Raw genomic sequence first — 25,833 nt, 5'->3', positions numbered from 1 at the left:
GCGCATTCGCGGCACGAAGGGGTTTTATAATGTTGAAGAAGATTGAACGGGCAATTGCGCTGCTTCTCAGCCTTGTTCTCACACTTCAGCCGGTGATTGTATATGCGGGTGATGTCCGCGCAGTCAATCCAGGCAGTGGTTCGCGCCCCCACGTGAGCGAAGCACCCAATGGCACACAGACGATCAACATCTCCACTCCAAACAGCACCGGTGTCTCTCATGATCGCTATACCAGTTTCGATGTCGATGACCTGATCTTAAACAACTCAGCGACTATTACTGATACCCGACTGGGAGGTTGGATCGAAGGCAATCCAAATCTCAAGCCAGGCATTGAGGCAAAAAGCTGGATCGGCGAAGTCATTGGCGGCAATCAAACCCAATTGAATGGCATTTTGGAAGTTGCCGGCGAGCGCATGGACGTCATTCTTGCCAATGAGTTTGGCATCACATGTAATGGGTGTGGCTTTATCAATACCGGGCGCGCCACTCTGACCACCGGTACGCCTGAGTTTAACAGCAACGGTGCTCTGTCAGGATTTGATGTGCGGCGGGGGACTGTCACCATCGGGTCTGGAGGGCTCAATCAAAATAGCCGACTGCTTGCAACAGATAGATCGCGTGTTGATGTGATTGCAAGAACTGCTGCAATCTATGGGGCCATGCACGCAGATAGCCTGAATGTGGTGAGTGGAGCCAACAAGGTTGATTACGACTGGAGCTATGATCGGGAAACAGGCGACATTACAGGGATCACTCCGCAATCAGGCTCAGAAGACACACCTGAGCTTGCAGTTGATGTTTCAGCGCTTGGTGGCATGTACGCCAATGCCATTCAACTGGTTGCTACGGAAAATGGGGTGGGCGTACGTCTAAACGGGGAAATGGCTTCTGCCACCAACATCTCGCTCAGCGCGAATGGGCAATTGAACCTCGGTAAGACAATTGGTGCACATACGCCGCTCATCAAGGCTCGCAAAAAGGTATCTATCCGCAATCACGGCCCGCTCCTCCTGGAAGGAGCCATTATCTCTGAGACCAACGACAATGTGGATGTGTATACATCAGACGGGAATCTAAGCGTAGCCGGTGAGATTTCTGGTGGCGCACTTACGTTAGAGGGCGCCGGCCTTGTCACAATTTCTGGCGTGTTAAACAGCCAAAGTAGTTTGCACGTTGCCTCTACAAGTAACTCGGTGACACTAAGCGATGAAGCCAGAGCAAGTGCTTCAACCCTTACGGTTTCTTCCGCTGCGGATATCTCTTTGGGCGGAAACGTTACAATTCAAAATTCTGCTGCTCTAAATGCGGGAGCCAAACTCACTACTCAATCTACGTCAGCTCTCTCAGCTGACACAATTAAGTTGGACGGAGAAGCCCTTCAAACTGATGGACATGTAACTGCGAATGACGATCTTGTCCTGACAGCAGGGACAGGCGGCATTACCAATAATGGTGCGCTCAAAGGGCAAAATTTCACTGTCAACTCTGCTGCAGATTTTGCGAACATTGGCAAGATTGATGCTGATGTCACCGCCCGCCTCACTCTGGCAGGAGCATTCACAAGCGGTTCGAGTTCGGAATTGTTTGCAAAGAACGCCGAGCTGACCGTTGGCGCCGCTGATTTAGAAGGTGTCATAAAAGCGGATGAACGTCTTAGCATCACGGCCATCAGTGGCTCGCTTGATAACAAAGCGATATTGACTGGATCGGTTGTTCACTTGTCATCAGCAACCGACCTTCGAAATGAAGGCACTGTCTCAGCCACAAAATCAGCAATGATCTCTGCAAATAATTTGGTTTTCACGTCTGCTGACTCGGAAATCTCCGCTGATGTCATCACTATTGACGCCGGTAAGGTTGAAGCAGATGGCAATCTAATCACCCAGACCGATGAAGGGGGGGAGGCTGAGACTGTAATAACGATCACCACGCGCTCTGGTGATCTGATCACCCGCGGCGCTGTTACCGCAGACAAAACAACACTGACTTCAGCAGCTGATCTGATCACAGATGGCACGGTGACGGGATATAGCACTGCGACCTTGAACGCAGGGGGCAGCCTTGTCATGAATACAGGCTCTGAACTTCATGGCGATGATCTGACCCTAAGCGGCCAGAGCGTAACACTTAACGGTATTGCGACAGCCGGTACCCTCTTAAAGGCAGACACCACAGCAGGCGATCTCCTCATTGGCGGTCATCTGTCCGGTAAAGACATAGAGCTCACGTCTGTGGCAGATATTGTTCACTCAGGTGTGATTGATGCGGATGGATCAGCAATCCTGACCGCTTCTACTCTTTTGCAGACCACAGCAGGCTCAGCGCTTTACGGCAATATCATCACCGCTAAAGCTGCGTCTCTTGAGACCGGCGGAGACATGATCGCCGATGAGACAGCAACCCTCACCGCAACCGCAGGCATCTTTATCAATACAGGCCTGATCGGCGGGAAAGACATTGTTCTGACTGCGGCCTCTGATCTTGATCACAGCGGCAAGATTACCGCAGCAAAGAGTGTGAGCCTGGATGTCACGGGTGATTTTACTTCAGGCACAGGTTCTGAAGTCTCTGGAGATGCGATCACCATCAAAGCTGCCCGAATTGAAGCTGATGGCGACATAATCGCCGAGGTCGATGATGATGCGGTGACTGAGGCCACTCTTGAGCTGGTCACGCGCTCTGGTGATCTGATCACACGCAGTGCAGTTACCGCAGACAAAACAACACTGACTTCAGCAGCTGATCTGATCACAGATGGCACGGTGACGGGATATAGCACTGCGACCTTGAACGCAGGGGCCAGCCTCGTCATGAATACAGGCTCTGAACTTCATGGCGATGATCTGACCCTAAGCGGCCAGAGCGTAACACTTAACGGTATTGCGACAGCCGGTACCCTCTTAAAGGCAGACACCACAGCAGGCGATCTCCTCATTGGCGGTCATCTGTCCGGTAAAGACATAGAACTCACATCTGTGGCAGATATTGTTCACTCAGGTGTGATTGATGCGGATGGATCAGCAATCCTGACCGCTTCTACTCTTTTGCAGACCACAGCAGGCTCAGCGCTTTACGGCAATATCATCACCGCTAAAGCTGCGTCCCTTGAGACCGGCGGAGACATGATCGCCGATGAGACAGCAACCCTCACCGCAACCGCAGGCATCTTTATCAATACAGGCCTGATCGGCGGGAAAGACATTGTTCTGACTGCGGCCTCTGATCTTGATCACAGCGGCAAGATTACCGCAGCAAAGAGTGTGAGCCTGGATGTCACGGGTGATTTTACTTCAGGCACAGGTTCTGAAGTCTCTGGAGATGCGATCACCATCAAAGCTGCCCGAATTGAAGCTGATGGCGACATAATCGCCAAGGTCGATGATGATGCGGTGACTGAGGCCACTCTTGAGCTGGTCACGCACTCTGGTGATCTGATCACACGCAGTGCAGTTACCGCAGACAAAACAACACTGACTTCAGCAGCTGATCTGATCACAGATGGCACGGTGACGGGATATAGCACTGCGACCTTGAACGCAGGGGCCAGCCTCGTCATGAATACAGGCTCTGAACTTCATGGCGATGATCTGACCCTAAGCGGCCAGAGCGTAACACTTAACGGTATTGCGACAGCCGGTACCCTCTTAAAGGCAGACACCACAGCAGGCGATCTCCTCATTGGCGGTCATCTGTCCGGTAAGGACATAGAACTCACATCTGTGGCAGATATTGTTCACTCAGGTGTGGTTGATGCGGATGGATCAGCAATCCTGACCGCTTCTGCTCTTTTGCAGACCACAGCAGGCTCAGCGCTTTACGGCAATATCATCACCGCTAAAGCTGCGTCCCTTGAGACCGGCGGAGATATTCGCGGCGATGAGACCGCAACCCTCACCGCAACCGCAGGTGCCTTTACCAATAGCGGGCTTATCGGCGGGATGGATACAGCGCTTGAAGCTGCGACGAGTTTTACAAACTCAGGAACCCTGGCCGGGACGGCAACACTTTCAGTAACCGCTCAACAAGCTTTAACCACGACAGCACCGTCGAAGGTTTTTGGCGCAGATGTATCTGTCAAAGCGGCGTCCATCTCCATCGATGGTCTAATGATTGCCGAAGATTTTCTGACAGTTGAAGCCATCAGCGCAGGTATTGTTAATCAGGGCGTATTGATCGGGGAAACAACCAGCCTCGTTTCAGCGGCTGGCTTGGAAAGTACCGGCAGTATCACTGGGCGGTCACGTGCCAGTCTGTTCATGGCTGATACCTTTATCATGGGAACCGACTTTGCTGTTTACGGCAATGCAATTGATGTGACTGCCAGTGCGATTGCCGCCAATGGTGTTATCGCGGCAAATCAGGACTTAACGCTGAATGCAGGCCTTGGTGGGATAAGTAATACTGGGACTCTAAGCGCTCAAAATATCTTTTTGAATTCGCAATCCTTCATCACCAACAGCGGAACCATATCAGCTGGAGATCAGCTTACTCTCGAAGCATTGGGAACGGTGACCAACGCGGCTGCGATGATCTCTGGCAATGATCTGACAGTTTATGCTCAAAGCATCATCAACAATGGCGGCGTCATCTGGGCCAATGACAGTGTTACACTGGCTGGCGATGCTGCTCTCAATCGTGCCGCACTGGTTCAAAATACCAATGGTCGCATTGAAGCGTTTCAGGGTGATTTGACCATCCGCGCTGATGAAGTCCATAACATAGGCACCGCTCCAACCCTTAATACCAGCCAAATCATCAGATGGTTGGAGAAAGGTAAGAGTGGCCCGGTCAACTCAGCAGATGAATTCTTAAAGTTGATCGATCCAGCTTATTTGGACAGCGCAGGCAATATTCTGCCTGCTTATTCCCAAAACTATCTGGCACTTTGGAGCGATTTGCTGAGTGGCTCGCCGTTCCTGTCGGATGCGGCAAAGGTTATCTTAAAATCCTCTGTCGTTAAGCCGAGCGGAACACAACTCTCTGATGGTCTGCAGCGGCTCTGGTCAAATATGTACTCCAAAGCCAATGCGGCAGGCACTCCAGATCCAGTTCTGGCCATGCGTGAGCTGTTGGATCCTGCTGTCCTGGGTCCGGATGGCAGCCTGCTTCCTGAGTTTGAAGAGGCCTATCTGGACCTTTGGGAAACGCTGGCCTCAGGGCGCGCAATTGTTTCCAATCAAGTGCGTGCGATCCTTGGACCTGAGGCGCTTGTCTATGTCGAGAGCACAGATCCGGTTACCGGCGTCATTATCCGCACCTATACCAACGAACTTGCCCCAGACATCAGCACCTTATGGACTGCAATGTCAGCGGGGGCCGCAGAAAGCTACGATATCGTCAAAATCCTTTATCAGGATCGGTTTAATGATGACGGGCAATTAGCGGAACTGGTTGCAGGCAGTAATGTTGATATTGAAGCTGATGTCATAAAGAACATTTTTGGCAATATTTCTGCGGGCGGGGATCTGGTTCTCACAGTCAATCAAGTGGAAAACAAGGCTGTCGGGGCCACGCAGGTTCTGCTTGAAGTTCACAAGAAGCCAGACTGCTTCACCTGTCATGAGGGAGACGTTGATTATTACGACACTTTTGGAGGGCGCATTGAGGCCGTTGGAAATGTCTCCATCTCCGGATCTGTTGTAAATCTGACCGTAAACACCTCCGAAATGTCCATGCAGGACATGATCGACACCATGAATGCCTTCATCGCGCAGCGTAAAGCAGAAGGTGATCCGGAAATGCGCGGTGTTCCGGAAGTGCGGACAAAAACGTTGAAATTTGGGGATTCACGCACTCCAGATTACATAGCACCTGTAGAAGGTGGTGGCACAGATATTCGAAAAGTCAGTGCGGTTGATACTGGGTCGGACACTGAAGTGGAGACAGGACCGGGCACACCGGACGTAGACGTTCCTGATGTTGAAACCGTAGAAAAGACAACTGCTGAAACTGGTGAGGGTACACCTGATGTGACGACCACTGATGTGGCGACCTTCACCAGAACCGAAGTTGAAACCGGAACCGGAACGCCTCCTGTCACAGTAACAGATGTAACCAGCGTTCCAACGCAGACAGTAAAGACTGGAACCGGAACCCCGATTATTATTCCGGTTGAGACGGATGAGTTCCATACCACCATTGAAACATCGGTACCGGTCGCACCGGTCATCACACCAACAGCTTCAGTTGACGAGCTGCTTGCTGAGGGCCTGACAACTCTTGCCGAAACCAATCCTGATTTCACTGACTATGCGAACTTCATCACCTCCAATTACATGATGGATGTGGGGCGTCTTCAGTACCGCGATGATCTCATCAACAATACGGATGAACCAAGCGCAAACAACTTTGGATCTTCTGACTACATTGCTGATGCAGGTCCGCTCGATTACCTCAACAAACCAGTATCAGTTCCAAATCCTGACGGCTCAGGAATGCACACAGTGTATCCATCCGTGGCATCGTTTGAGCTGGATGGTCGAGGGGCACTGATTGTTGGTGAAGATGTAGCGGTCTCTGGTACGTCAATCGGCAACAACGGCACCATCTCCGCCAGGAACGATCTGTCTCTTATTGGGGGTCTGATTACAGGGTCTGACGGCGCAATAATTGCTGAGGGCGATGTTTCTATCAGTTCTTTGACAAGTGTCTTGCTCGAAGACACAAAAATCGCAGGGAACGAGGTCAAGATTTTCGCTGGTCAGCAAGTTGTGGGGAGCGGAATTACCCTTTCTGCAGACTCTGATGTCTCCATCTCAGGCAACAGCGGCGTGACCATCACAGGTCTGGAAAAGAACTTCACAATTGAGCGAAAGCGCCCGGTTTTATCTGGGCTTACGGGGGAAGGCGAGCAACCGACAATGGTTGTCACCTCAACCCGAGACGTCAAAGATCAGCAGACCTCCTCGCTTAATGTCGGCGGAACCCTCTCGATCATCACCAATGGCGATCTGGTTGTTGCCGGCGCTGATGTGGATGTTGCGGGCGATGTGAAGCTCACAGCAGGTAAAGACCTCGTCCTTACCTCTGTCGAGGTGGGCAGCAAAACCAAATCCAGGAATTCCAAGGTTGAAGTAAGCACGAGCATCGTCACTGATATCAATGCTGGTGGCAACCTCACGGCTACAGCGGGCGGCGACGCAGTTCTTATGGGAACGCAGATTGATGTGGGCGGTGATGCAGATATTTCCGCAGCAGACAATCTGGTTCTGGCTGCTGTTCAGGACCTTTACTCCTCTTATTCCAAAAAGAAAAAGAGCGGCTTCCTTAGCTCAAAGACCTCGATTAAGAGCGAGACCAAAGTCACCAACAAAGGCGTCTCAATCGCGTCGGGTGGTGATCTGGACCTGCTTGCAGAAACTGGCGACCTGACCACCGCTGGCACCTCACTAGCTTCTGGTGAAGGGGATGTGAACCTCACAGCCGCAGAAGGCAATATATATGCCGGTGCTTACACCGATGTTCATAGCCAATACAGCAAGACCTCAAAGAGCATTTTGGGCGGCCTGTTTGGCTCCACCAAAATTATCAATAGCGTAGATAAGATCAGCCGCGGCACTGAAGCGCTTGCAGCACTCGATCTTTCCCTGCTCTCAGGAGAAGACACCACACTGGTTGGGGCTTTCCTTTCTGCGGGCAACAATGTGAACATCAACACCGGCGGCGACTTTGACGTCAAAGCCGCCATCAACAGCCACCGGAAAGAGTTCTTTGAGCACGAGATGGGTCTGGTCCTGATGACCACCATCACAGAGAACAGTTATGTCGAAACCGCCGTTCTCACTCAGTTCCTGGCAGGTCAGGCCCTCAACTTCAATGTGGGCGGCGATGCAAGCCTTGCGCTCTATGAAACTGCAGGTGTTGACGCCAAAACAGCTGAAGAGCTGTACCCTGAAGAACTTCTGGCAATTGCCGGCCTGCAAATCCTGCAAGAACAGCTGGCAAACGAATATTTCTACGACAAACAAGTTGCCCTCTCACCGGCCTTCAAAGTGCTGGTGTCCATTGCAGTGGGTGCGTTCGTTGCCCCCGCAATTGTCGGAGCAGTCTTCCCAGGTATTGCATCAGCCGCCTCTGGAACCTTCCTGAGCGCTGTCAGCACGGGTCTGGAAGCCTTCACCACCTCCGTCATAGTGGAAAGCCTCGATGGGGCGGTATCAGGTGACTTCGACATTGGCGACATTCTGGCAGATGCAGCCTTCTCTGGTGCAACTGCTGGTCTGACTTCTGGCATCAATATCGACATATTGGGAATTACGTCGGAGACTAATCCTGAGCTGTTTAACAGCCTGCTTGGTGATCTTGGTAACGGCAATCTCAGCATAGCGAACATTCTCGATGGAGCATTGGACAGCCTCATCTCCAACGGTTTGTCTTCTGCTGTTTACGGGACAGATTTCACCTCACAATTCGGCGCGTCCATGCTGCGCACCGTCGTCAACCTTGCCATGGCAGACGTTCAGTTTGAAATTGGAGAGCTTGGTCTTGAGGAAGGGTCCCTTCCCCATATGTTGCTGCATGGCATGACAGGCTGTGCCGCTGCTGAAGCTACAGGAGCAAGCTGTGCTGCAGGAGCAGCAGCAGCAGTCGCACAAAGCATATATGCTGGGGGGCAAGATGATACCCTGACGCAGGAAGAGCAGAAGAGAGCACTTGCTCGTGCGAAGTTTATCGGAGCTCTGGCAGGTTATGCGTTCTCGGGTGGGGACCCAGTAAATGTTTCCATCGGGGCAGTCATAGCTCAAAGCGGATTTAAAAATAACTATCTCAGTCATAATAATCTCGATGAAATGAGTGCAGCACTTGCAGCGTTAAAAGAAGAGTGCGGTGAAGACGGGAATACCTGCTCCGATTATGAGGCACGCCTTGATACAATCCTGACATCTTACATGGTGATTTCGGACGGCAACAATAAGCGGCTTGCCAGTTGCACTACTCGTGAATGTATCAATGAGCATCTTGCAAATGCGGCCAGTCTTGTTGAAATCGAAGATAAGTTGCGCGGTGTTTCATCAAGCTTCGTCAGACATGCCCTGGACTTTCACAGGCTCTCACTTGCGGAGGTCCGCTATGAAGATGTCGCTCAAGCAAGTGCGCGTGTACGTCTCTTTGAGGAAGCCGAGTTCTTCAAAGACGAGCATTGTGGTGGCGCGTGGGATAGTGCCTGCCAGAGCCAGTTCCAGCAAGTTGTGGAGGATTTCAATAACGGAGTTGAGATTGGCGGGAAGGCCCAGCTTGTTATCGCAGGACTTCTTGCTGGCGGGTTTGTTGCACGCAGTGCCGTTGTTGGGGCTCTGGAAGCGTGTGCTGGATCCTGGCTCTGTGCAACTGGCGTGCTGGGAACAGAGGTAAGTGCCCAAGCACTCGCAGAATTTGCAACGGGCGGCGCAGCTGCCAGCATAGGCTTCACCATTGCGGTAAAAGGCGGCAGCCGTGTGATGCAAGTCGGTGATGATGTCGTTGCCATTATTGACGACTTTGATCGAGTATTTTACCGTGCTGCAGACGATCTGGCAGATGGTACGCCTGTCTTCCGCAATTCAGACGGAAATTTGCTGCGGCTGAGCAATACCGGTGATCTGGTTGCTGTAAATAGACTACAAGATTTTTCCCCAAGCGAACTGACTAACCAGAGATTGCTTGATGGGGTTGGCGATCTTGATGTTTTTACTGGTAGAAACCAATCGGTGTTTTATTCAGGCCGCGGTGCAAGGGAAGCGGCAGAAGCCCACGCTACAGAAAATGGTCTGAGCACACTGGAGCAAACTACAGGTGGCCGTTATCTGGACGATTTGAGATTGTTTGATGGAACCGTCGCCGACGTCGGCGGCGACCAAGCTGCGGCTATTTGGGGACGGATTTCTTCCAATTATGCGTCTCATGCCTCTGGCAATGTAACAGCTATCGTTAACAATCCGCGCTCTAGTAGCATTTTCTTAACGCAGGAGCTTCCAACACTACTGCAGAACCCCAACGTTATACAGGTAACTGTTCGGTCCGTTTCTGGTTCACAAGTTACGATACCAAGAGGAACCTCCATAAATGACGCGCTTAGCATGATTGAAGGCATCTGACATGAAAACGGCAAGAATAACGATGCCACATCGCCATACGGTTCGATTTGAAAACGATGACGTGACATTAGATTTTGAAGTCGAGCTTCTAAACGATGGCATTGTCCTATACGAAGTTTCGCCTAAAATAATCAAGGGAGCTCTTGCAGGCTCAAATGAGGAAGCCCAAAAAGTGGCCGATTGGTTGAGGTCGAAATTCCGAAACGTTGAAGTCGAAACAAATTGACGACCTTGATCGGTAATTTACCGTACTGCGGAGAGTGCCAAAAAGTGTGGGGCAATTCAGCTAAAACTGGCTGTTTGGTCCTGTCACGGTTTGATGCCGCTCCTTTGATAGCATTTACTGGGCGTTGTTGCGTAATTCCACATTGAGGTTTATCTTCGCTGAAATTTCCTTCCGTGAAGATCCAGTTTATGCCGTTTAAACACAACGCTAATCGCCAACACAAATTTAACAAAACCAAATACAAGGTGACCAACTGGTCGGCATATAATGAGAGTTTGCGCCGCCGTGGTGACATTACCATCTGGGTTGCCGCCAGCGTTGCAACGGCCTGGTTTGCTCCTGCGGGCAAGCGACGCGGTCGACCCTGCATATTTTCAGAACTCGCCATTGAAACCTGTTTGATCGCTCGTTCTGTTTTCGGCCTTGCTCTGCGCCAGACGCAAGGATTTATGCGCTCTATATTCGGTTTAATGAAGCTGGCCTTGCCGGTTCCTGATTGTTCCACTCTGTCACGCAGAGCTGGAGGATTAAAGCTTTCACCTCCTAAATCAAAAGGAGCGCGTGCTCCTGCAACCCTCGTGATCGATAGCACCGGCCTGAAGGTCTTTGGCGCTGGCGAATGGCAGAAAACCAAACACGGAACAAAGCAAAAGCGCCGAAAATGGCGTAAACTTCACCTTGGGATCGACCTTGAGAGCGGTAAAATTCTGTGCAGTGAACTGACCGAAGACAATGTTGGTGATCCAACCGTTGTATCGGATATGCTGGACCAAGTTGGGGGTCCGGTTGCCACGTTCCTTGGTGATGGTGCTTATGATGGCTTCCCAACACGACAGGAAATAGCGGACCGTTATGAAGGCGTTGAAATCATCATACCACCGCCCAAAACTGCAGTCCCCAGCCTTGAGGCTGCGACAGCTCCCACTGCACGTGGCCGGGATATTCTTGCCATCCATGTGCATGGAAGAATGGCCTGGCAGAAGCAAAAAGGATACGGGCGACGCTCACGAGGGGAGACACTCATGGGGCGCTACAAACAAGTCATCGGGACCACACTCAAGTCTCGTAGCTTAGAAAATCAGAAGACGGAAGCAAAAATTAATGTTGCCGTCCTCAACACAATGACCGCACTCAGACGACCCACGTTCGAGCGTATCAGTGCGACCTAAGTTCAACGGGTAAGGGCCTACTGTAGGCTGATTTGCATTTACGCAACACGGCCGGGTGATAGCAGGCGACATCAACAGCGCGATTGTCGATTACCTCCGCTTTGCTGGCTGCGAAGTCATAGGCCCAAGATGAGATTGTTTTAGGCGCGTTAGGTGAGACAACATCAAAGCCAACTTCGAGCAATATCCCATCCTTCAGTCCGGCAAGACTGCCCATGCGGGTTTCATATACCAAACGGATACCGCCACTTCGATAGTAGCGCAGATCGTCGAACTCAGTGTCGCGCTCCGCCCTAACTATCCCGTCTATCGCAATAGTCTTGGCCAACCAATCATAGAATACCTTGCGGCTTTTCACATGCGCTGGTTTTTGTTGGTTTGGATTCGTGGCAACGTCTTGTTCGGCAGGCGGCTCAATGCGGATATCGATATCCTCGGAGAACCGATCGATAATACCTAGCCCCTTGGAAAGGGATGTCCCGCCCTTGAGCTCGAAAGACCAGCCCATCTCCTTCAAACCATAGAGGCAATGCATAATCCAATAGTCCTTTTCGACAAGGACAGGATCAATCGAGTGCTTCTCACCAACGATACGGATCAGGTTGGCAAAATCTTTGTGCTGGTGAAGGAACTCATGAAGCATAAGTCTGTGTACCTTCGGCCAATAGTGGCACAAAGAACTTCCGCGCCTTTGATCCACCGAATTCCTTCACGGCGCGTTTCAGAGCCTTTGGATTCATTCGCAGTGCCCTCTTGCGCGCACCTTCCAACATGGTTGGATTGTGTTCGGCCAAGCGCTCAAGATTGTCCACCAGATCAACAAGCAGAAACTCTTCGGATAGCTTAGACGGGAAGTGAGGTTTTACTAGAAAATCGAACTCACGCCTACCTAGTTTGAAACGCCCATGGCGCTTGTGATTGTAGACAATCGTCTTGTTGTAGAGTTGTGTCGAACCGACCCCAAGCGCGTTGTAGGCGTTGGGTGTAGTCAACAAGAAACGATGGTCTTTCAAAAACGCTTTGACCAGTTTTGCTTCATCAGCTGGTGCATCACCAAAGCTTGTGCGCTTGGGGTAGTGATACAGGCCACCCGCCAGCTTGGTTAAAGTACCCTCTTCTACAAGCTGTTTCAGGTGGCGATCCACTGCATTCGACCACACGCGAAGATGGGCACGGCGATAGACCTGCCCTGGGCGGAGATGCTTTTTGAGTTCGTTCAGTGCGCTCATGTTTCTATCATACAAGAAATTCGCCCGTATACAAGTTCCTTCATTGAAATTTCATGCACCCCTTCACTTAGTGTTGGATGTACTTTGCTCTGCTGAACGCATGAAGAACCACTTGATCAGCGGTGATTTGCGCATAAGGTAGCGCTACAGGGGCCCTGTTGCAGGGGTCGCTCAGTGTCTGTAATTAGAAGGCTTGTTCGTCTTCATAAAGCTATCCGATGCCCCACAAGTTCCACGCCAGCCGTCGTCACAAATTTGACAAGAAGAAATATCGTGTCACGAACTGGCGTGACTATAACGAAAGTCTTCGTAATCGTGGTGATTTGACGATCTGGGTCAGCCGTGAGATCGGGAAGGAGTGGTCAGCGCAGCGCCGGACCACTCGCGGAGGGCAACGCAAGTATTCTGATTTAGCCATTGAGGTATGCCTAACACTGCGTAGCGTATACGCTTTGGCGTTACGACAGGGCCTTGTTGCACAATTCGAAATTAGCTTGCAGCTTGCCCAATCCCATGCATCTGATCATGCAGAAACCTTCTCGAACGTGGCGCGTCCGAGGGCCGTCATTGTGTTGAGAACGGCGACGCCAAGTTTTGCCTCTGTCCTCTGATTGTTCAACTTTCGTGACCTGAGCGTGGTCCCGATCACCTGCTTAAAGCGGCCCATCAAGGTTTCGCCTCGAGACCTTCGGCCATATCCGGTTTGCTTTTGCCAAGACATCCTGCCGTTCTTTTGAATGGCAAGAATATCCCGGTCGCAAGCAGTGGGAGCGGTCGCAGCCTGTGGGCCGGGGATAGCTGTTTTGGGAGGTGGAATGATGACCTCGATACCTTCAAAACGGTCTGCTAATTCTTGTCTCACAGGCGTCCCATCATAAGCGCCATCACCGAGAAATGTAGCAACTGTATCTTCGATCTGATCCAACAGATCCGACACAGCGGTTGGATCGGCAACCGTATCCTCAGTCAGTTCAGAACATACGATTTGGCCGGCATTCAGATCAAGGCCAAGGTGAAGTTTGCGCCAAGTTCTGCGCTTTATCCTGGTTCCATGCTTGGTTTCCTGCCATTCTCCGGCACCAAAGATCTTAACGCCTGTACTATCGATTACCAGCTCTACTGGCTCTGAGTTCGTTCGCGGTTTGGGATTTGAAAGTTTCAAGCCATCTGCGCGGCGCGACAGGGTTGAAAAGTCAGGAACCGGTAAAACCAACTCCATCAAATGGAACACAGACCTCACAAACCCTTGAGTCTGCCTCAAAGCAAGACCGAATACGACCCGGATCTGCAAACAGGTTTCAATGGCAAACTCTGAAAACTTGGCGGGCCGTCCACGTCGTTGGTTCTCGGGTGCAAACCAAGCCTTGGCAACGCTCTCTTCAATCCAAACCGTGACATCGCCGCGACGACGCAAGCTTTCATTATACTTCGACCAGTTCGTCACTTTGTATTTGGCTTTGGCAAACTTATGTTGGCGATCAACATTGGCTTTAAACGGCATAAAGTGAATCTTCATTGAAGGAAATATCAGCCGGAATATACGCCTGAAGAGTATTTATGCAACAGCGCCGGCCCGGCTATCCTTGTAATAGTTAGCACGGGCGTGAAGATGTTCGGGGCTGGTGAATGGCAGGAAACCAAGCATGGAACCAAGAAAAAGCGCAGGAAATGGCGAAAACTTCACCTTGGCCTGGATTTGGAAAGCGGGATCATCGTCTGCTGTGATCTAACGGAAGATACGGTTGGCGATCCAACTGTTGTGCCGGATCTGCTGGACCAGATCGAGGGTTCTGTTGCCACGTTTCTTGGCGATGGAGCCTATGACGGAGCTGCCACAAGACAGGAAATTGCAGTTCGCTATGACTGTGTCGAGGTCATCGTACCGCCGCCCAAAACAGCCGTCCCCAGCCCTGAGGCTGAGACCGCTCCCACTGCTCGTGATAGAGATATATTGGCCATTGAGAAACATGGCAGAATGGGGTGGCAGAAGCAAACCGGCTACGGACGGCGCTCAAGAGGCGAGACCTTGATGGGGCGATATAAACAGATCTTCGGGACTGCGTTGAAGTCCCGTGAGTTTGAAAACCAGAAGACGGAAGCCAGGATCAATGTCTCCGTCCTCAACACAATGGCCGCCCTCGGACGTGCGACGTTTGAGCGGATCATCGCGACCTGAGTTAAGCGGGTAAGGGCGAGCTGTAAGCAAAAGTTGAGTTCTGCAACAACGCCGAAGAACATGCCCGCAATCGGTCCGGGCATCCAGGTTATGTCCCATGTCCACACTTGGCAGGGCCCTCTGGCCTGATAACTGGTGGGTGGTTTGCGCCGTACAGGAGGCTTGGCACGGCCACGGTGATGCTGCTGACCATCTGTGCGCAGGATGCGGTAAAAGCTGGATTCAGACGCCAGATATCGGCCTTGATCGGCCAGTTTTGGTACAATCTGGCTGGGTGGTAAGCTGGCGAATTCCTCTGAATTACAGACCTCCAGCACTGCGGCACGCTCATACTCGCTGAGCTTATTAGCTGGCTCCAGGCGCGGCACAATAGGCCGCTGATCGGGCTGAATTTGGCCGTCTTTCGTCCATCTCCTGAATGTTGTCAATGCTGAGTCAAATTTCCCCACATGTGCTGGACGGAAAGTCCTCAGTTTGAGTATTTGGTGACCAGCCTTGTCTGTGGGTCTAACTCTCCTTTTTGGGTGGCCTGCCGCGTCGTTTTGGTGGTGGAGGTGGAGCTATTGAAGCGTTAGCCCGTACGTGCTCTGGCATGAGGTCCGCATGGCTGCGCAACCGATAACTAGCACCTTCGATCTGGATGACGACGGCATGATGCAAAAGCCGATCGAGAAGGGCTGTGGCAATAACGCGATCACCAAAGATCTCACCCCATTCCGCAAAGCCACGGTTTGAGGTGAGGATCATGGATCCCTTTTCATATTTGGCATTGACGAGCTGGAAGAACAAGTTTGCTCCCCCATTGGTAATTGGCAGATAACCGATTTCATCGACGATTAGCAGTGAAGTTCGTGCAAAGAAGCGTAGTTTCTCAGTCAACCGCCCTTCTTTTTCAGCTTTTGCCAAGGCTTCGATGAGGTCAGCTAAAGCAATGCGATACACCCGTTTACCCGCTTTAACGGCTGCAACCCCAAGAGCAGTTGCCAGATGGCTCTTTCCTGTACCAGGTGGACCGAGAAAGTGTACCACTTCATTGCGAGTGATGAACTCCAGTTCGGCTAGAGCCATGATGCGATCCCTGTCCAGCGAGGGCTGGAAGGTAAAGTCGAAGCTTTCCAGTGTTTTTATCGGAGTAAGCCGCGCTGTCGTCAGGGCGACGCCGATACGGCGGCCCTCGCGTGTTGAATATTCTTCATTGAGCAGAGAATCCAGGGCCTCCAGTGCCGTGAGTTCCCCTTGTTCCAATTGGCTCAGCGTGTGGTCGAGCACCTCTAAAGCCCGCGGCATTTTTAAGCCTACCAGTGAAGACTGAATGCGTTTACTGAGCGAACTCATGGCTTACCTCCAGTACTGGCAAGTCGTTGGCCTACCGCTTCATAGAACTCCAGTGGGCGTTGGTTTACACCGCTGTGTTTGGTTGGCTCCGCAGCCAGACGACGGCGCTGTGTTGCCCGTGGAGGAGCCTTGCGATGGCATGGATCAACCCGGCGCTGGTTCTTTCCCTCCATGACCGGATGGGTGGCGATGAGCTGACCGTTTTCATAGATGCGCACCTCTTGCGGGTGATGCTGGACTTCGACCATCCGTTTCTTAACGGTGTCCGGCACTGAATAAAGATTACCTCCAACGGAGACCATGCCATCACGCGTGACCCGCCGCTCCACCAGTAAAACAGCATCATAAGGGTGCGCTGGCAAAGGGATCAGAGCGGGCTGTTCCTCTCCAAAGACCTCGCCCACCACACGGTTGGTGGTGGCATGAACACGGGCATTGGCAATTTCCTTGCACCAGCGTGTGAACTGGGCATTAAGATCGTCCAGATCGCGGAACGTACGACCAAGGAAGAAATCCTGCCGGATGTAACGAAATGGCCGCTCCACCTTGCCCTTGGTTTTGGCCCGGTAGGGCTGGCAGGCATCCGGCTGAGCGCCATAATGGTCCAGAAGAGCGACAAGAGCAGGATTAAAAAGAACAGTGCCATCTGGCTCCTCTCCCAGAACGGCTGTCTTCATGCGATCATACAGGACTTCCAGTGTCGCTCCGCCGAAGACCTCAAAGGCCGCGATATGACAACGCAGGACTGTCTCTAGTTTTTGATTGGCACAATAGCGCCCCCACAAAAACCGTGAATTACCCAGCACCATTGAAAACAAAAAGACTTTTCGCACCACATCTGGTTCACTGGTGAACTCCACCTGAAACTCAGCAAAATCGAGCTAACGGTGAATCTTGGTGACGGAGTGAATTGCGGCGTATCATAGCAAGTGTTCGAAGCTTGCTTTTGACTCCAGAGGAGCTGATACGCCTATGACAGATGATAGTGTTATCCCGCTTGTGCAGCCAGGGGAATTTCAAGATGCACTTACGGAAGTTTTGCGTTCGGGTGCACAACAACTTTTGCGAGCGGCCATTGAGAGTGAAGTAGTGAGCGTGCTTTCGCTTTACTCGGACTTAAAATTACCAGATGGCCGTCAGCGGGTGGTCCGGCATGGGCATTTGCCAGAGCGACAGGTCCAAACTGGGGTTGGGCCTGTCACGGTCAGCAAACCTCGGATCCGGGATCGAGATGAGAATGCAGAAGAGAAAATTCATTACCATTCCAATCTGTTACCTAATTATTTGCGCCGTTCAACCAGTCTTGATGAATTGATCCCAGCGCTCTATTTGCGTGGGGTTTCCACCAATGATGTTCAGCAAGCTTTAAGTGCTTTGTTGGGTGTTGATGCTCCCAACCTTTCGCCGGATGTCATCCGCGGCCTTGTCAAAAGCTGGCGATCTTTATGGGAAGAGTGGAAAACTCGAGACCTGTCAGCGCGCAACTACGTTTATATGTGGGCAGACGGCATCTATCTGAAAGCTCGGGGAGAGCGGGAAAGTCGCTGTATTCTGGTGTTGATCGGGGCAACACCGGAAGGCAAGAAAGAGCTGATTGGCTTTGATGATGGCTACCGGGAAGATACTCAGAGCTGGCGGGAACTATTGCTTGCTCTCAAAGCTCGTGGCCTGCAGATCGAACCGAAATTAGCAGTGGGAGATGGTGCTCTGGGGTTCTGGGCGGCATTGCGGGAAGTCTTTGGCACAACAAAAGCTCAGCGCTGCTGGGTCCACAAGACAATGAATGTCTTAAGCAAAATGCCTAAATCCTTGCAGGCCAAAGCGAAAAAAGATCTACAGGATATCTGGATGGCAGAAAACCGCGTAGATGCAGAGGCGGCTTTTGATCTTTTCATAGAGAAATTTGAGGCCAAATACCCCAAAGCCACGCAATGCCTTGCCAAGGATAGGATTGAGCTGTTGGCTTTTTATGACTTTCCTGCTGAGCATTGGGGGCATATCAGAACCACCAATCCAATTGAATCAACCTTTGCAACTGTGCGCCATAGAACAAGGCAAACCAAGAATTGCCTCTCCCGGGATACTGCAATGCCAATGGTCTTCATGCTGATCAAGGCAGCGGAGAAGCGCTGGCAGAAATTGAGAGGCAAAAATCAATTGCCTAAGATAATACAGGGTGTCATCTTCACGAATGGCATCGAGAGTGATGCAAACCAAAATCACGCCGCGTGAAACCCATCACCAACTTTTGCGGTTAGCTCAGCAAAATCTACCTGTGCCTGCTGGCCTGGTGCTGTCTCAAAGCGCCGTTCAAATGCATGCGGAGGAGCTGGACGGATCAGGCGAAGATATTCCGTTACAGTGGAGTAACCGCCCTTAAACCCCAGTGTCTTCAGCTCACGAAGCAAGCGCCGGGCAGATAGACCGGGAAACCGCTCCAGTCGCTCAAGTAAATAGCCTTTGTATTCCTCCAGTACACGCCCGTCACGCTGGCGGGGGCCGTAGACAGGAGCTTCAAGGCCTTGGTGTAAGTATTTGCTGACCGTCTTTCTATCCAGCCCGGCTTTGCGCGCTATGGCACTTACAGACAGTCCCTGCTGCTTCAAATTATGGATCATTACGATCTTCCCTAGATTGACCACTCCTCCACACCCCTTCTTTCCAACAGGAACGTAGAGGAGAGTTTGGCCAACTTTTGTTTGAAGGGGCATGCCCCTTCAAACAAAAGTCAAAGCTGAAAAAGTGGGGAATTTTCAACCAGCGCTTTTGGGGAGAATACATCCAGCACTGACAAATGTCCGCTCACTGATCTCCAGCTCTCCGCAGGCCATGAGGCGTCGTGCGCCAGCGGTGACAGCCTCGTTGATCAGAGCGACTGCGGTTGTGCGATCTGGGGTGCTGATCATGCGTCCTCTGCGCCCCCCCAGATCGCTGAGACCTTTTTTCTGAGAATAAGCAACGCAGCAGCCTCAGCCAGAGCTTTCTCCTTTCGGGCCAGTTCCCGTTCCAGATCCTTAACCTTCTTTTTCTCTTCTTTCGTCGCTTGACCAAGACGCGCAGTGCTGGCGCGGTCCCAGTCATTTGCCTGCTCACAAGCGACCCGCCATGCAGCGATCTGCGCCGGATAGAGCCCGCGCTTGCGGCAGTATTCGCCCAAATCAGCCTCATTCAACGCCGCCGTTTCCAACACAGCGGCAAACTTATCACGCGAGGACCATCCCTCAGGGCTCGTGTCAGCGCAGGGCAAAAGCTGGCCTTTGCCGCGCGCCTCAGCCCGCCATTTATGGAGCGTCGCCTCGCAAATCCCTTCCTCGCGCGACAACTGCCGAATGGCTATGTTGCCCGGTGGCAGCATCCGCTTAAGCACTGCCGCTTTTCGTTCCGGTGAATATCCCACGTCATCTTCCTATCCCGCCCACCTTAAAATAGAGAAAAATAGAACAGCGGACAACATCCCTGACACAGGGGGCAACGATGCATTCGCTATTTACAATTTATGAACTGGAACGCTTTAGCACAGAGCAACTATATAAGCTTCACTCGATCTTACTGCGATTTTTACCGCTTACTGAACTTGGCTCAGATGAACGCCGCGATATACTGGCTACGCTGGAGAATGTTGAGCGCCTAATCAACATGCGCCTGAAAAAACGAAATGATCTATCGCGCGCAGGAAAACATCCCTAGGGATCAAATCCACATGATCACTTTAAAACTAGCACAAATTACCCTACAATTTTTGATTGATAGCCCATTATGGATAAAATTTAAAATATACTATGACCCAAATTATTTCGCTAAAAATCAGAAACTTTCGAGGTATTAAAAATCTCGATATTACAGATCTCTATCAAAAAAAAATTGTTTGCTTCATAGGTCGGGGCGACAGTGGGAAGACGACCATTTTAGATGCAATAGCATCGGCCTTGTTGCAGGGGTCGTGAATAGCTTAAAGCACGCCCAAACCCGTAAATTCAGGTCATGGGGTTGCTTCGAACGCGGGCCTGCCGAGTTTGGTTATTGTGTTGAGAATGCTAACGCCAATCTTTGTTTCGGTCCTCTGATTGTTAAAGGTGCGTGCCTTCAGTTTGTTGCCGATGACTTGCTTCCAGCGTCCCATCTGCGTTTCAATTCGCGAGCGCTGATTGTAGCCTGTTTGTTTTTGCCAACCGAGGCGCCCTTTGTCTTTGATCGCAAGAATATGTTTATCTCGCGATGACGGATTCCGGTCAGCCTCAGGACTTAAAACAGCTGTTTTGGGTGGGGGAATGATAATCTCAACGTCATCTCCATACCGTGTCTCAAGGACCCTTCGTGTTGGCTCACCGTCATAGGCTCCATCGCCTAAAAACTTATTTACAGGACCGTCAACCTGATCCAGAAGGTCAGGCAGGACGGTCGGGTCACCTACATTTTCATAGGTGAGATCGGAGCATACAATCTCGCCAGTGTTCAAGTCCATACCAAGATGGAGCTTGCGCCAGGATCGCCGCATTGCCTTGGTTTTGTGTTTGTTTTGAAGCCATTCGCCTTCGCCATAGATCTTGACACCAGTACTGTCGACCACAAGATGCACCGGCTCTGTTCTGGCCTTTGCTGGCTTGGTAATCTGCAAGCCACCGGCTCGCCGGGACAACGTTGAAAAATCTGGAACTGACAAATCAACTTGCATCAATCGAACCAGTGATAGCGGAGCGCAGGGCATCGCCCTTCAGCCCGCTTCCCTCAAGATGAGATATCATCTTTGCTGATCTTTGGGTCAGAACCATTCCTTCAACATTCGAAAACTTCGTTGCTTTCCCCTTGCCAAGAGGTTTCGTGACAAAGCGACTGGTCGAGGCTGAACGTTTGATAGCTTCACTTTATCGTAAGGACATCAACAAGTGTATAAACTACTTTGCAATGTTTATGTCCGCAACAGCTGTGGATGAGTAACGCTTTCAACTGGTCGGGCTTTGACTTTTAATCAGTCGAAACGAAGGGTAATCCCCCATTAATGGAGGCGTTTTGGCGTAGAGTTATGCTGCCAGTTTTAGTTTGGTAGCGGGTGTAATGCCGCCGATGGCCATGTTGGGTCGCTCATTGTTGTAAGTCCAGAGCCAATTGGTTGCTTCAGCTTGGACTTGATTGATCGTTTCAAAACAATTCTGATCCAGCCATTCCTGCCGTACTGTCCGATTGTAGCGCTCAATATATGCATTCTGCGCTGGTTTGCCCGGCTGAATATGCAAAATCCTGATGCCCTGATTTTTTGCCCAGGACAGCAAGGAGAGGCGCTATCAACTTAAGGCTGGCACCAGTTCTGATGGTTAAGTAAGGAACATGAATTCAGCGCCAATCAGTTACAAACGCCACCGTTTTCCGCCACAGATTATCGCCCATGTGGTTTGGCTCTACCACCGCTTTTCCCTCAGCCTGCGCGAGGTCGAAGAGATGCTGCTGGAGCGCGGCATAATTCTATCATATGAAACCATCCGCAAGTGGGGGATCAAATTTGGCCCGGCTTACGTTCGTCAGCTACGCCGCAAAAGAGCCGAAAGCTCAGATATCTGGTACCTTGATGAGGTTGTCGTCAGCATCCAGGGCCAGCGATACTATCTGTGGCGGGCCGTGGATCAGGATGGCTATATTCTCGATGAAATCCTTCAGAAACGGCGCAATACCAAGGCTGCCAAACGTTTACTGACCCGTCTTTTGAAGAAACAGGGAGTTATTCCTAAGCGGATCATCACCGACAAGCTAGGCTCTTATGGATCCGCAAAACGTGAGGTGATGCCAGCTGTTGAGCACCGCAGCCACAAGGGCTTGAATAATCGAGCTGAAAATTCGCATTTGCCTTTGCGAAAACGCGAGCGCGCCATGCCAAAATTCAAGTCGCCGGGCCAGCTTCAAAGATTTCTGGCAGCCTTCTCCGGCCTGCGCAATCTCTTCGTTCCTCCTCACTTCCAACGCTCCGCAATCGACATTCACCTTCATCGCATCAACGCTTTTGCTCAATGGAAACAAGCCGCAATGCTTGACGCCTAAAATACGCCTAGAGAAAAAGATTGTGGCAAACTTCAGGTTAAGTTGATAGCACCCGCAGGTCGCTTATTTGAGAACGAATATGAAAAATAGCAAACTTTCCCGCATATTACTCCTTTCCAACCTTGGTACAGACCTTAGCGATCCAGATTTCCGAGTTGGCAGCTATGTCAATTATCTGATTCCGATTGCAAAAAACCTTCTGGAAGCCAAACAGATCAGTGTCAAGCTCCTTGTTAATGAGCGGGTTGGTAGTCGAGTTGTAAATGAGGTTGTATCTTCTGGGATTTCCCCAGACATCATGGCTGAAATTGACTGCAAGCGCCTGACCGCAGAGCGTCTCGACAATTTCATGATTAAGTCCTACCGGGAAAGTTTCAGTCTCGAACAGGAAAGCCTTCTGTCTGAAGTCATTCAAGACGCACTGGGTGACTGGCAACCGGACATCATAATTTGTTGGGAAGCCCCCACTTATTATTTCCGTTCAATGTATCCCGACGCTCTGGTGCTTGACCTAATGCCCGGTATGTTTATGCGGCCTCCATACCCAAAAATGATTTCGATTGACCCTGTTGGCCTCTATAAAGATTGTTGGTATGCAGATCAGAATATAGATGAGTTTACCGCGCCCGACGAGGTCCTCCTAGAACTCAATAGGTTGCGCCAATATTATGTCGATCACTTTGATAAGATCGGAACTTATGAGGCCTTCTCCTTTATGACGAAGGACAAGCATATAGAACGGGCAGCATTGGTTCCATTGCAGATCTCAAGCTATTTTGGCTGGAGAGACAATTGCGACTTTAAAGATCAGTTCGAATATCTCAAAACCGTTCTTTCAAATGTTGATCAAGATATAAGTTGCTACGTCACACAGTACATAAGTAAACTTACTGCAGAAACTGTCATTACGGAGAGTAATGAAAAATACCTCAGGGATAAGTATAAAAATTTCATCCATGATAAAAAATTCAATCATATTGATAGTATTTCTCAGTACATCATCCCAAACGTAGATTCAGTATATGCCGTTTCGAGTAATTTGGGCATTCAGGCTAAGTTCTTTGGCAAGAAACTCTACTCTATGTCCAACTCACATTTGGCCTACCTGTCAGATAAAGAACCGAAAGTAGGTGAAGACGCTGAGAATAGAAACATCAATCCGTTCATTGCCAACTATCTGTATAGAACCAACTTCCTCTGGGATAAAATTAAGAATGATTCCGGATACGTTCTGGATATATTAAATGATTTCTACCTAAGGCGTAAACGGAATGGAATCGAAAAATTCCCTGAATTTGAAGCTGTTAACAATGATTTTGCAAGTATCATCAAAAGCGGGAATACCTCTGCGAGCGAAAGAAACTTTAAAAAACTTCATACTGCGGAAATCAGCCCTGCGCACAAACGAATTAAAGGCCACAAGAGTGTAATTGCCTCTGGTAAATATGATACTATTTCATTTGATGTGTTTGATACACTAGTTTGCCGCACCGTACTTCGGCCAGCGGAAATTTTTGACCTTATTGAAAAGCAATTGGAAGAGAAGTTTGACGAAAAGCTTAGCAAGGACTTTATTACCTCTTTTGCTCGTAATCGCGCGGGGCAAGAAAGAAAATTACGATTCCAGCTTGATAATGAAGACAATGCTGAAACGGATGAACTTCAGGTTCAAGATGTATATCAAGAAATACTCAGTCTCTATGGGCTTCCGGTTGGGCTGGCTCCCGATCTAGTCGCGTTAGAGCAAGAGGTCGAGATTTCCTGCTTGCGTCCACGTCCAATTGGGGTGGAGTTGTATAATCAGGCCATAGAATCTGGAAAAAAAGTCCTGATTATTTCCGATTTCATTCACCCAACCCGCTTTGTTGAAAAAGTCTTATTGCATAGCGGTATTTCGAGTTGGGATCATATTTATGTTTCTAGTGACGTTGGAAAAAAGAAACATTCCGGCGAGCTGTTTGATCATGTTTGCAGCAAGTTGAGCTTGGACCGATCAAAGATTCTTCATTTTGGTGACAATGCCCACGGCGATATCAAGATGGCGAACTCGAAGGGGATCGATGCGCGTCATCTGAAATCAGGACCTGCTTTACTCAATGAAGTTCTCATGGAGCGGCGTTTCAATCTTGCTGCAATAAGAGAGTCTGTTGTCACAAGCGCGATCCTTTGTGGTCATGCCAATCAGTATTTTGCAGCGGGTGAAAGGCGGAATGCGGCAAGCAAGTCAATGGAGCTGATTGCGAACGAAGAAGAGTTCGGTTTTCTGCTCATTGGTCCGATCATGCATTTCTTTGCTAAATGGATTCTTGAACAAGCCGAAGACATGAATGTTGACCAGGTACTGTTCTTTGCTCGGGACACCAAATTGCCCTTTGAAATGCTCCAAAATTTAGTCGATCGCCGGGATGCGTACAGACCGAAAGCGTTCTATTTGCCAGTATCTAGGGCCGCGCTCAGTGGTGTGGATATTTTCCAGCCAGAAGATCTCCGCAAGATTAGAATTGATGATTTTCCAAAAGACAAGACCTTGAGAGATCTACTTGAACAGCGTTTTATGCTGTTGACGAGGGAAATTTCACAATCCGAAATGACAAAATGGTCAGAAAGTGGTCCTGCCAATATAAAGGTCAAGAGCGTGCCTGAAATGGCAATCTATGAGATCGCTGTACAATCTGCACTGGAAAACTGGGGGGATATACAAGAAAGGTTTAATCAGAAACGCGAGCGCTTTATAAAGTTGCTCGACCAACATGGTGTTGATACCACATTGACCACCATCGCGGTAGATTTTGGCTATAAGGGAACTATACACAGGAAGATCAACCCCTTGTTTAGTAAAGAGCTGATTCCGCGGTTCTTCATGAGCTACTCAAACAATTGGGGCGAAGATCCGATCGAAAATCTTGAGGTTTTCTATAAACGAAACTTAGTTCCACAAGATAGGGAAGCTGATCCGTTCCTGAAGTTTAATCTAATCCTTGAAACATTGCTCAACGAAGGCAAGGGTAGTGCTCTAGACTATCAATTTGATAAAAATGGCAGGGTTGGCGTCATTCGTGATCAGTCAGTTGATGAGAGGCACGAGCTAATAATTCAAAAGATTCATGTAGGGGCCCTCGAATTCTCACAATACTGGATCACCAACTGTAACTTGATTGAAGATAACGCAAGCTGGTGTACTCAGCTGCAAAGCTATCTCTATTCCAAGATCATGCACTCTCCAAGCATTCTTGAGGCGTCAATGCTCGCTGATTTGAAATTTGATAATAATTACTCAGGGCATCAGGCAAGATCAATCATCGAGCGGAACGCCAAGGGCGTTTCGACCGGAGTTGCCATTTGGAAAGAGGGAATGCGCGTCCTCAAACCGAAGGCCTCAGTTGCAGCCAGAAAGAAGCAGCCAGAGGAGGGAGCCTACAAGTCCTGGCGTTTGGTTTATGCACCGATTGTCCGATATTTTGTCGGCAAACTTGGGAACAAGAAGGATCTTGTAGACTTTGATCGAAATCCTCAATACTTCTTCGAGCAGTTGCGAGAACCGAAATATAATCGAATAGGGAAACTTCTATTCCCATGAATTGGCGAAATCCGAATG

At 50.2% G+C, this 25,833-nt stretch carries 18 protein-coding genes and 3 pseudogenes; 10 read left to right on the top strand and 11 right to left on the bottom strand.

All coding sequences use genetic code 11. The annotated features are described in order from the left end of the window. The first annotated feature begins 29 nt into the window (after positions 1-29). The 3 genes from BLS62_RS26955 (at position 30) to BLS62_RS26945 (ending at position 11,471) form a co-directional block, all read left to right on the top strand. A complete protein-coding gene (locus tag BLS62_RS26955; protein WP_093189815.1) occupies positions 30-10,076 on the top strand; it encodes a two-partner secretion domain-containing protein in 10,047 nt (3,348 codons plus the stop codon). Between the two features lies 1 nt (position 10,077). Then, positions 10,078-10,302 (top strand): hypothetical protein, encoded by a 225-nt coding sequence (locus BLS62_RS26950; RefSeq protein WP_093189813.1) that lies wholly within the window; start codon positions 10,078-10,080, stop codon positions 10,300-10,302. A gap of 188 nt (positions 10,303-10,490) precedes the next feature. Next, the gene (locus BLS62_RS26945; RefSeq protein WP_093189810.1) at positions 10,491-11,471 is read left to right on the top strand and encodes an IS5 family transposase; all 981 of its coding nucleotides are present in this window, start codon (positions 10,491-10,493) and stop codon (positions 11,469-11,471) included. Here BLS62_RS26945 and BLS62_RS26940 read toward each other — a convergent pair. Both BLS62_RS26940 and BLS62_RS26935 read right to left on the bottom strand, forming a co-directional pair. After that, the gene (locus BLS62_RS26940; protein WP_093189807.1) at positions 11,458-12,114 is read right to left on the bottom strand and encodes a nucleotidyl transferase AbiEii/AbiGii toxin family protein; all 657 of its coding nucleotides are present in this window, start codon (positions 12,112-12,114) and stop codon (positions 11,458-11,460) included. The genes BLS62_RS26945 and BLS62_RS26940 overlap by 14 nt on opposite strands. Beyond that, complete coding sequence (locus BLS62_RS26935) at positions 12,104-12,700, bottom strand: hypothetical protein (protein ID WP_093189804.1); 597 nt, start codon at positions 12,698-12,700, stop codon at positions 12,104-12,106. The genes BLS62_RS26940 and BLS62_RS26935 overlap by 11 nt, the downstream gene beginning before the upstream one ends. A 218-nt stretch (positions 12,701-12,918) precedes the next feature. Here BLS62_RS26935 and BLS62_RS32330 point away from each other — a divergent pair, with 218 nt between their 5' ends. After that, positions 12,919-13,311 carry a transposase gene (locus tag BLS62_RS32330; protein ID WP_200798627.1) on the top strand — a complete coding sequence of 131 codons (393 nt, stop codon included), beginning with the start codon at positions 12,919-12,921 and terminating at the stop codon, positions 13,309-13,311. Here BLS62_RS32330 and BLS62_RS26925 read toward each other — a convergent pair. After that, positions 13,224-14,216: an IS5 family transposase gene (locus BLS62_RS26925; RefSeq protein WP_244283668.1), complete on the bottom strand. Its 993-nt coding sequence runs from the start codon at positions 14,214-14,216 to the stop codon at positions 13,224-13,226. The two genes, BLS62_RS32330 and BLS62_RS26925, sit on opposite strands and share 88 nt — an antisense overlap. Before the next feature lie 63 nt (positions 14,217-14,279). Here BLS62_RS26925 and BLS62_RS26920 point away from each other — a divergent pair, with 63 nt between their 5' ends. Then, a complete protein-coding gene (locus BLS62_RS26920) occupies positions 14,280-14,876 on the top strand; it encodes an IS5 family transposase (protein WP_280141889.1) in 597 nt (198 codons plus the stop codon). 80 nt (positions 14,877-14,956) lie between these two features. Here BLS62_RS26920 and BLS62_RS32325 read toward each other — a convergent pair. The 3 genes and pseudogenes from BLS62_RS32325 to istA form a co-directional block, all read right to left on the bottom strand. Further along, positions 14,957-15,298: pseudogene (locus tag BLS62_RS32325) on the bottom strand (IS3 family transposase); the annotation flags it as partial. Positions 15,299-15,383: 85 nt separating this feature from the next. Next, positions 15,384-16,211: an IS21-like element helper ATPase IstB gene (gene istB, locus BLS62_RS26915; RefSeq protein ID WP_093177827.1), complete on the bottom strand. Its 828-nt coding sequence runs from the start codon at positions 16,209-16,211 to the stop codon at positions 15,384-15,386. A gap of 146 nt (positions 16,212-16,357) precedes the next feature. Then, positions 16,358-17,092 (bottom strand): annotated as a pseudogene (istA, locus tag BLS62_RS26910) (IS21 family transposase); the annotation flags it as partial. 91 nt (positions 17,093-17,183) lie between these two features. Here istA and BLS62_RS26905 point away from each other — a divergent pair. Continuing rightward, the gene (locus tag BLS62_RS26905) at positions 17,184-18,443 is read left to right on the top strand and encodes an IS256 family transposase (RefSeq protein WP_093189794.1); all 1,260 of its coding nucleotides are present in this window, start codon (positions 17,184-17,186) and stop codon (positions 18,441-18,443) included. Here BLS62_RS26905 and BLS62_RS26900 read toward each other — a convergent pair. The 3 genes from BLS62_RS26900 to BLS62_RS26895 are packed head-to-tail and all read right to left on the bottom strand — an operon-like array spanning position 18,431 to position 19,608. After that, positions 18,431-18,922: a hypothetical protein gene (locus BLS62_RS26900; protein WP_093189791.1), complete on the bottom strand. Its 492-nt coding sequence runs from the start codon at positions 18,920-18,922 to the stop codon at positions 18,431-18,433. The two genes, BLS62_RS26905 and BLS62_RS26900, sit on opposite strands and share 13 nt — an antisense overlap. Before the next feature lie 42 nt (positions 18,923-18,964). Further along, positions 18,965-19,117 (bottom strand): hypothetical protein, encoded by a 153-nt coding sequence (locus tag BLS62_RS31125; protein WP_159436584.1) that lies wholly within the window; start codon positions 19,115-19,117, stop codon positions 18,965-18,967. Beyond that, positions 19,114-19,608: a transposase gene (locus BLS62_RS26895; RefSeq protein WP_093189789.1), complete on the bottom strand. Its 495-nt coding sequence runs from the start codon at positions 19,606-19,608 to the stop codon at positions 19,114-19,116. Before BLS62_RS26895 ends, BLS62_RS31125 begins: the two co-directional genes overlap by 4 nt. Before the next feature lie 77 nt (positions 19,609-19,685). On the opposite strand from BLS62_RS26895, the gene BLS62_RS26890 reads away from it, so the two are divergent. Together BLS62_RS26890 and BLS62_RS26885 are read left to right on the top strand one after the other, a co-directional pair. After that, entirely contained in the window at positions 19,686-19,898 is a 213-nt protein-coding gene (locus BLS62_RS26890) for a hypothetical protein (RefSeq protein WP_093189787.1), read from the top strand. Positions 19,899-19,990: 92 nt separating this feature from the next. Continuing rightward, positions 19,991-20,155 (top strand): AAA family ATPase, encoded by a 165-nt coding sequence (locus tag BLS62_RS26885; RefSeq protein ID WP_093189785.1) that lies wholly within the window; start codon positions 19,991-19,993, stop codon positions 20,153-20,155. Positions 20,156-20,190: 35 nt separating this feature from the next. Here BLS62_RS26885 and BLS62_RS26880 read toward each other — a convergent pair whose 3' ends face one another. Both BLS62_RS26880 and BLS62_RS26870 read right to left on the bottom strand, forming a co-directional pair. Next, a complete protein-coding gene (locus BLS62_RS26880) occupies positions 20,191-20,883 on the bottom strand; it encodes an IS5 family transposase (protein ID WP_159436583.1) in 693 nt (230 codons plus the stop codon). Between the two features lie 346 nt (positions 20,884-21,229). Then, a pseudogene (locus BLS62_RS26870) lies at positions 21,230-21,478 on the bottom strand (transposase); the annotation flags it as partial. Between the two features lie 55 nt (positions 21,479-21,533). Between BLS62_RS26870 and BLS62_RS26865 the strand changes: the two are divergent. Both BLS62_RS26865 and BLS62_RS26860 read left to right on the top strand, forming a co-directional pair. Continuing rightward, positions 21,534-22,238: an IS6 family transposase gene (locus BLS62_RS26865; protein ID WP_093189777.1), complete on the top strand. Its 705-nt coding sequence runs from the start codon at positions 21,534-21,536 to the stop codon at positions 22,236-22,238. 79 nt (positions 22,239-22,317) lie between these two features. Next, positions 22,318-25,815: an HAD-IA family hydrolase gene (locus BLS62_RS26860; RefSeq protein WP_093189775.1), complete on the top strand. Its 3,498-nt coding sequence runs from the start codon at positions 22,318-22,320 to the stop codon at positions 25,813-25,815. The last annotated feature ends 18 nt before the right edge of the window (positions 25,816-25,833 follow it).

The sequence above is a fragment of the Pseudovibrio sp. Tun.PSC04-5.I4 genome, from assembly GCF_900104145.1.
Taxonomy (GTDB): domain Bacteria; phylum Pseudomonadota; class Alphaproteobacteria; order Rhizobiales; family Stappiaceae; genus Pseudovibrio.
Note: the sequence above shows the minus strand (reverse complement) of the source record. Positions and strands in the feature narration are given on the sequence as shown.

Coding starts and splice junctions, on each gene's coding strand:
- BLS62_RS26955 (WP_093189815.1), top strand. CDS start 30: ATGTTGAAGAAGATTGAACGGGCAATTGCGCTGCTTCTCAGCCTTGTT.
- BLS62_RS26950 (WP_093189813.1), top strand. CDS start 10,078: ATGAAAACGGCAAGAATAACGATGCCACATCGCCATACGGTTCGATTT.
- BLS62_RS26945 (WP_093189810.1), top strand. CDS start 10,491: ATGCCGTTTAAACACAACGCTAATCGCCAACACAAATTTAACAAAACC.
- BLS62_RS26940 (WP_093189807.1), bottom strand. CDS start 12,114: ATGCTTCATGAGTTCCTTCACCAGCACAAAGATTTTGCCAACCTGATC.
- BLS62_RS26935 (WP_093189804.1), bottom strand. CDS start 12,700: ATGAGCGCACTGAACGAACTCAAAAAGCATCTCCGCCCAGGGCAGGTC.
- BLS62_RS32330 (WP_200798627.1), top strand. CDS start 12,919: ATGCCCCACAAGTTCCACGCCAGCCGTCGTCACAAATTTGACAAGAAG.
- BLS62_RS26925 (WP_244283668.1), bottom strand. CDS start 14,216: ATGAAGATTCACTTTATGCCGTTTAAAGCCAATGTTGATCGCCAACAT.
- istB (WP_093177827.1), bottom strand. CDS start 16,211: ATGAGTTCGCTCAGTAAACGCATTCAGTCTTCACTGGTAGGCTTAAAA.
- BLS62_RS26905 (WP_093189794.1), top strand. CDS start 17,184: ATGACAGATGATAGTGTTATCCCGCTTGTGCAGCCAGGGGAATTTCAA.
- BLS62_RS26900 (WP_093189791.1), bottom strand. CDS start 18,922: ATGCCCCTTCAAACAAAAGTTGGCCAAACTCTCCTCTACGTTCCTGTT.
- BLS62_RS31125 (WP_159436584.1), bottom strand. CDS start 19,117: ATGATCAGCACCCCAGATCGCACAACCGCAGTCGCTCTGATCAACGAG.
- BLS62_RS26890 (WP_093189787.1), top strand. CDS start 19,686: ATGCATTCGCTATTTACAATTTATGAACTGGAACGCTTTAGCACAGAG.
- BLS62_RS26885 (WP_093189785.1), top strand. CDS start 19,991: ATGACCCAAATTATTTCGCTAAAAATCAGAAACTTTCGAGGTATTAAA.
- BLS62_RS26880 (WP_159436583.1), bottom strand. CDS start 20,883: ATGCAAGTTGATTTGTCAGTTCCAGATTTTTCAACGTTGTCCCGGCGA.
- BLS62_RS26865 (WP_093189777.1), top strand. CDS start 21,534: ATGAATTCAGCGCCAATCAGTTACAAACGCCACCGTTTTCCGCCACAG.
- BLS62_RS26860 (WP_093189775.1), top strand. CDS start 22,318: ATGAAAAATAGCAAACTTTCCCGCATATTACTCCTTTCCAACCTTGGT.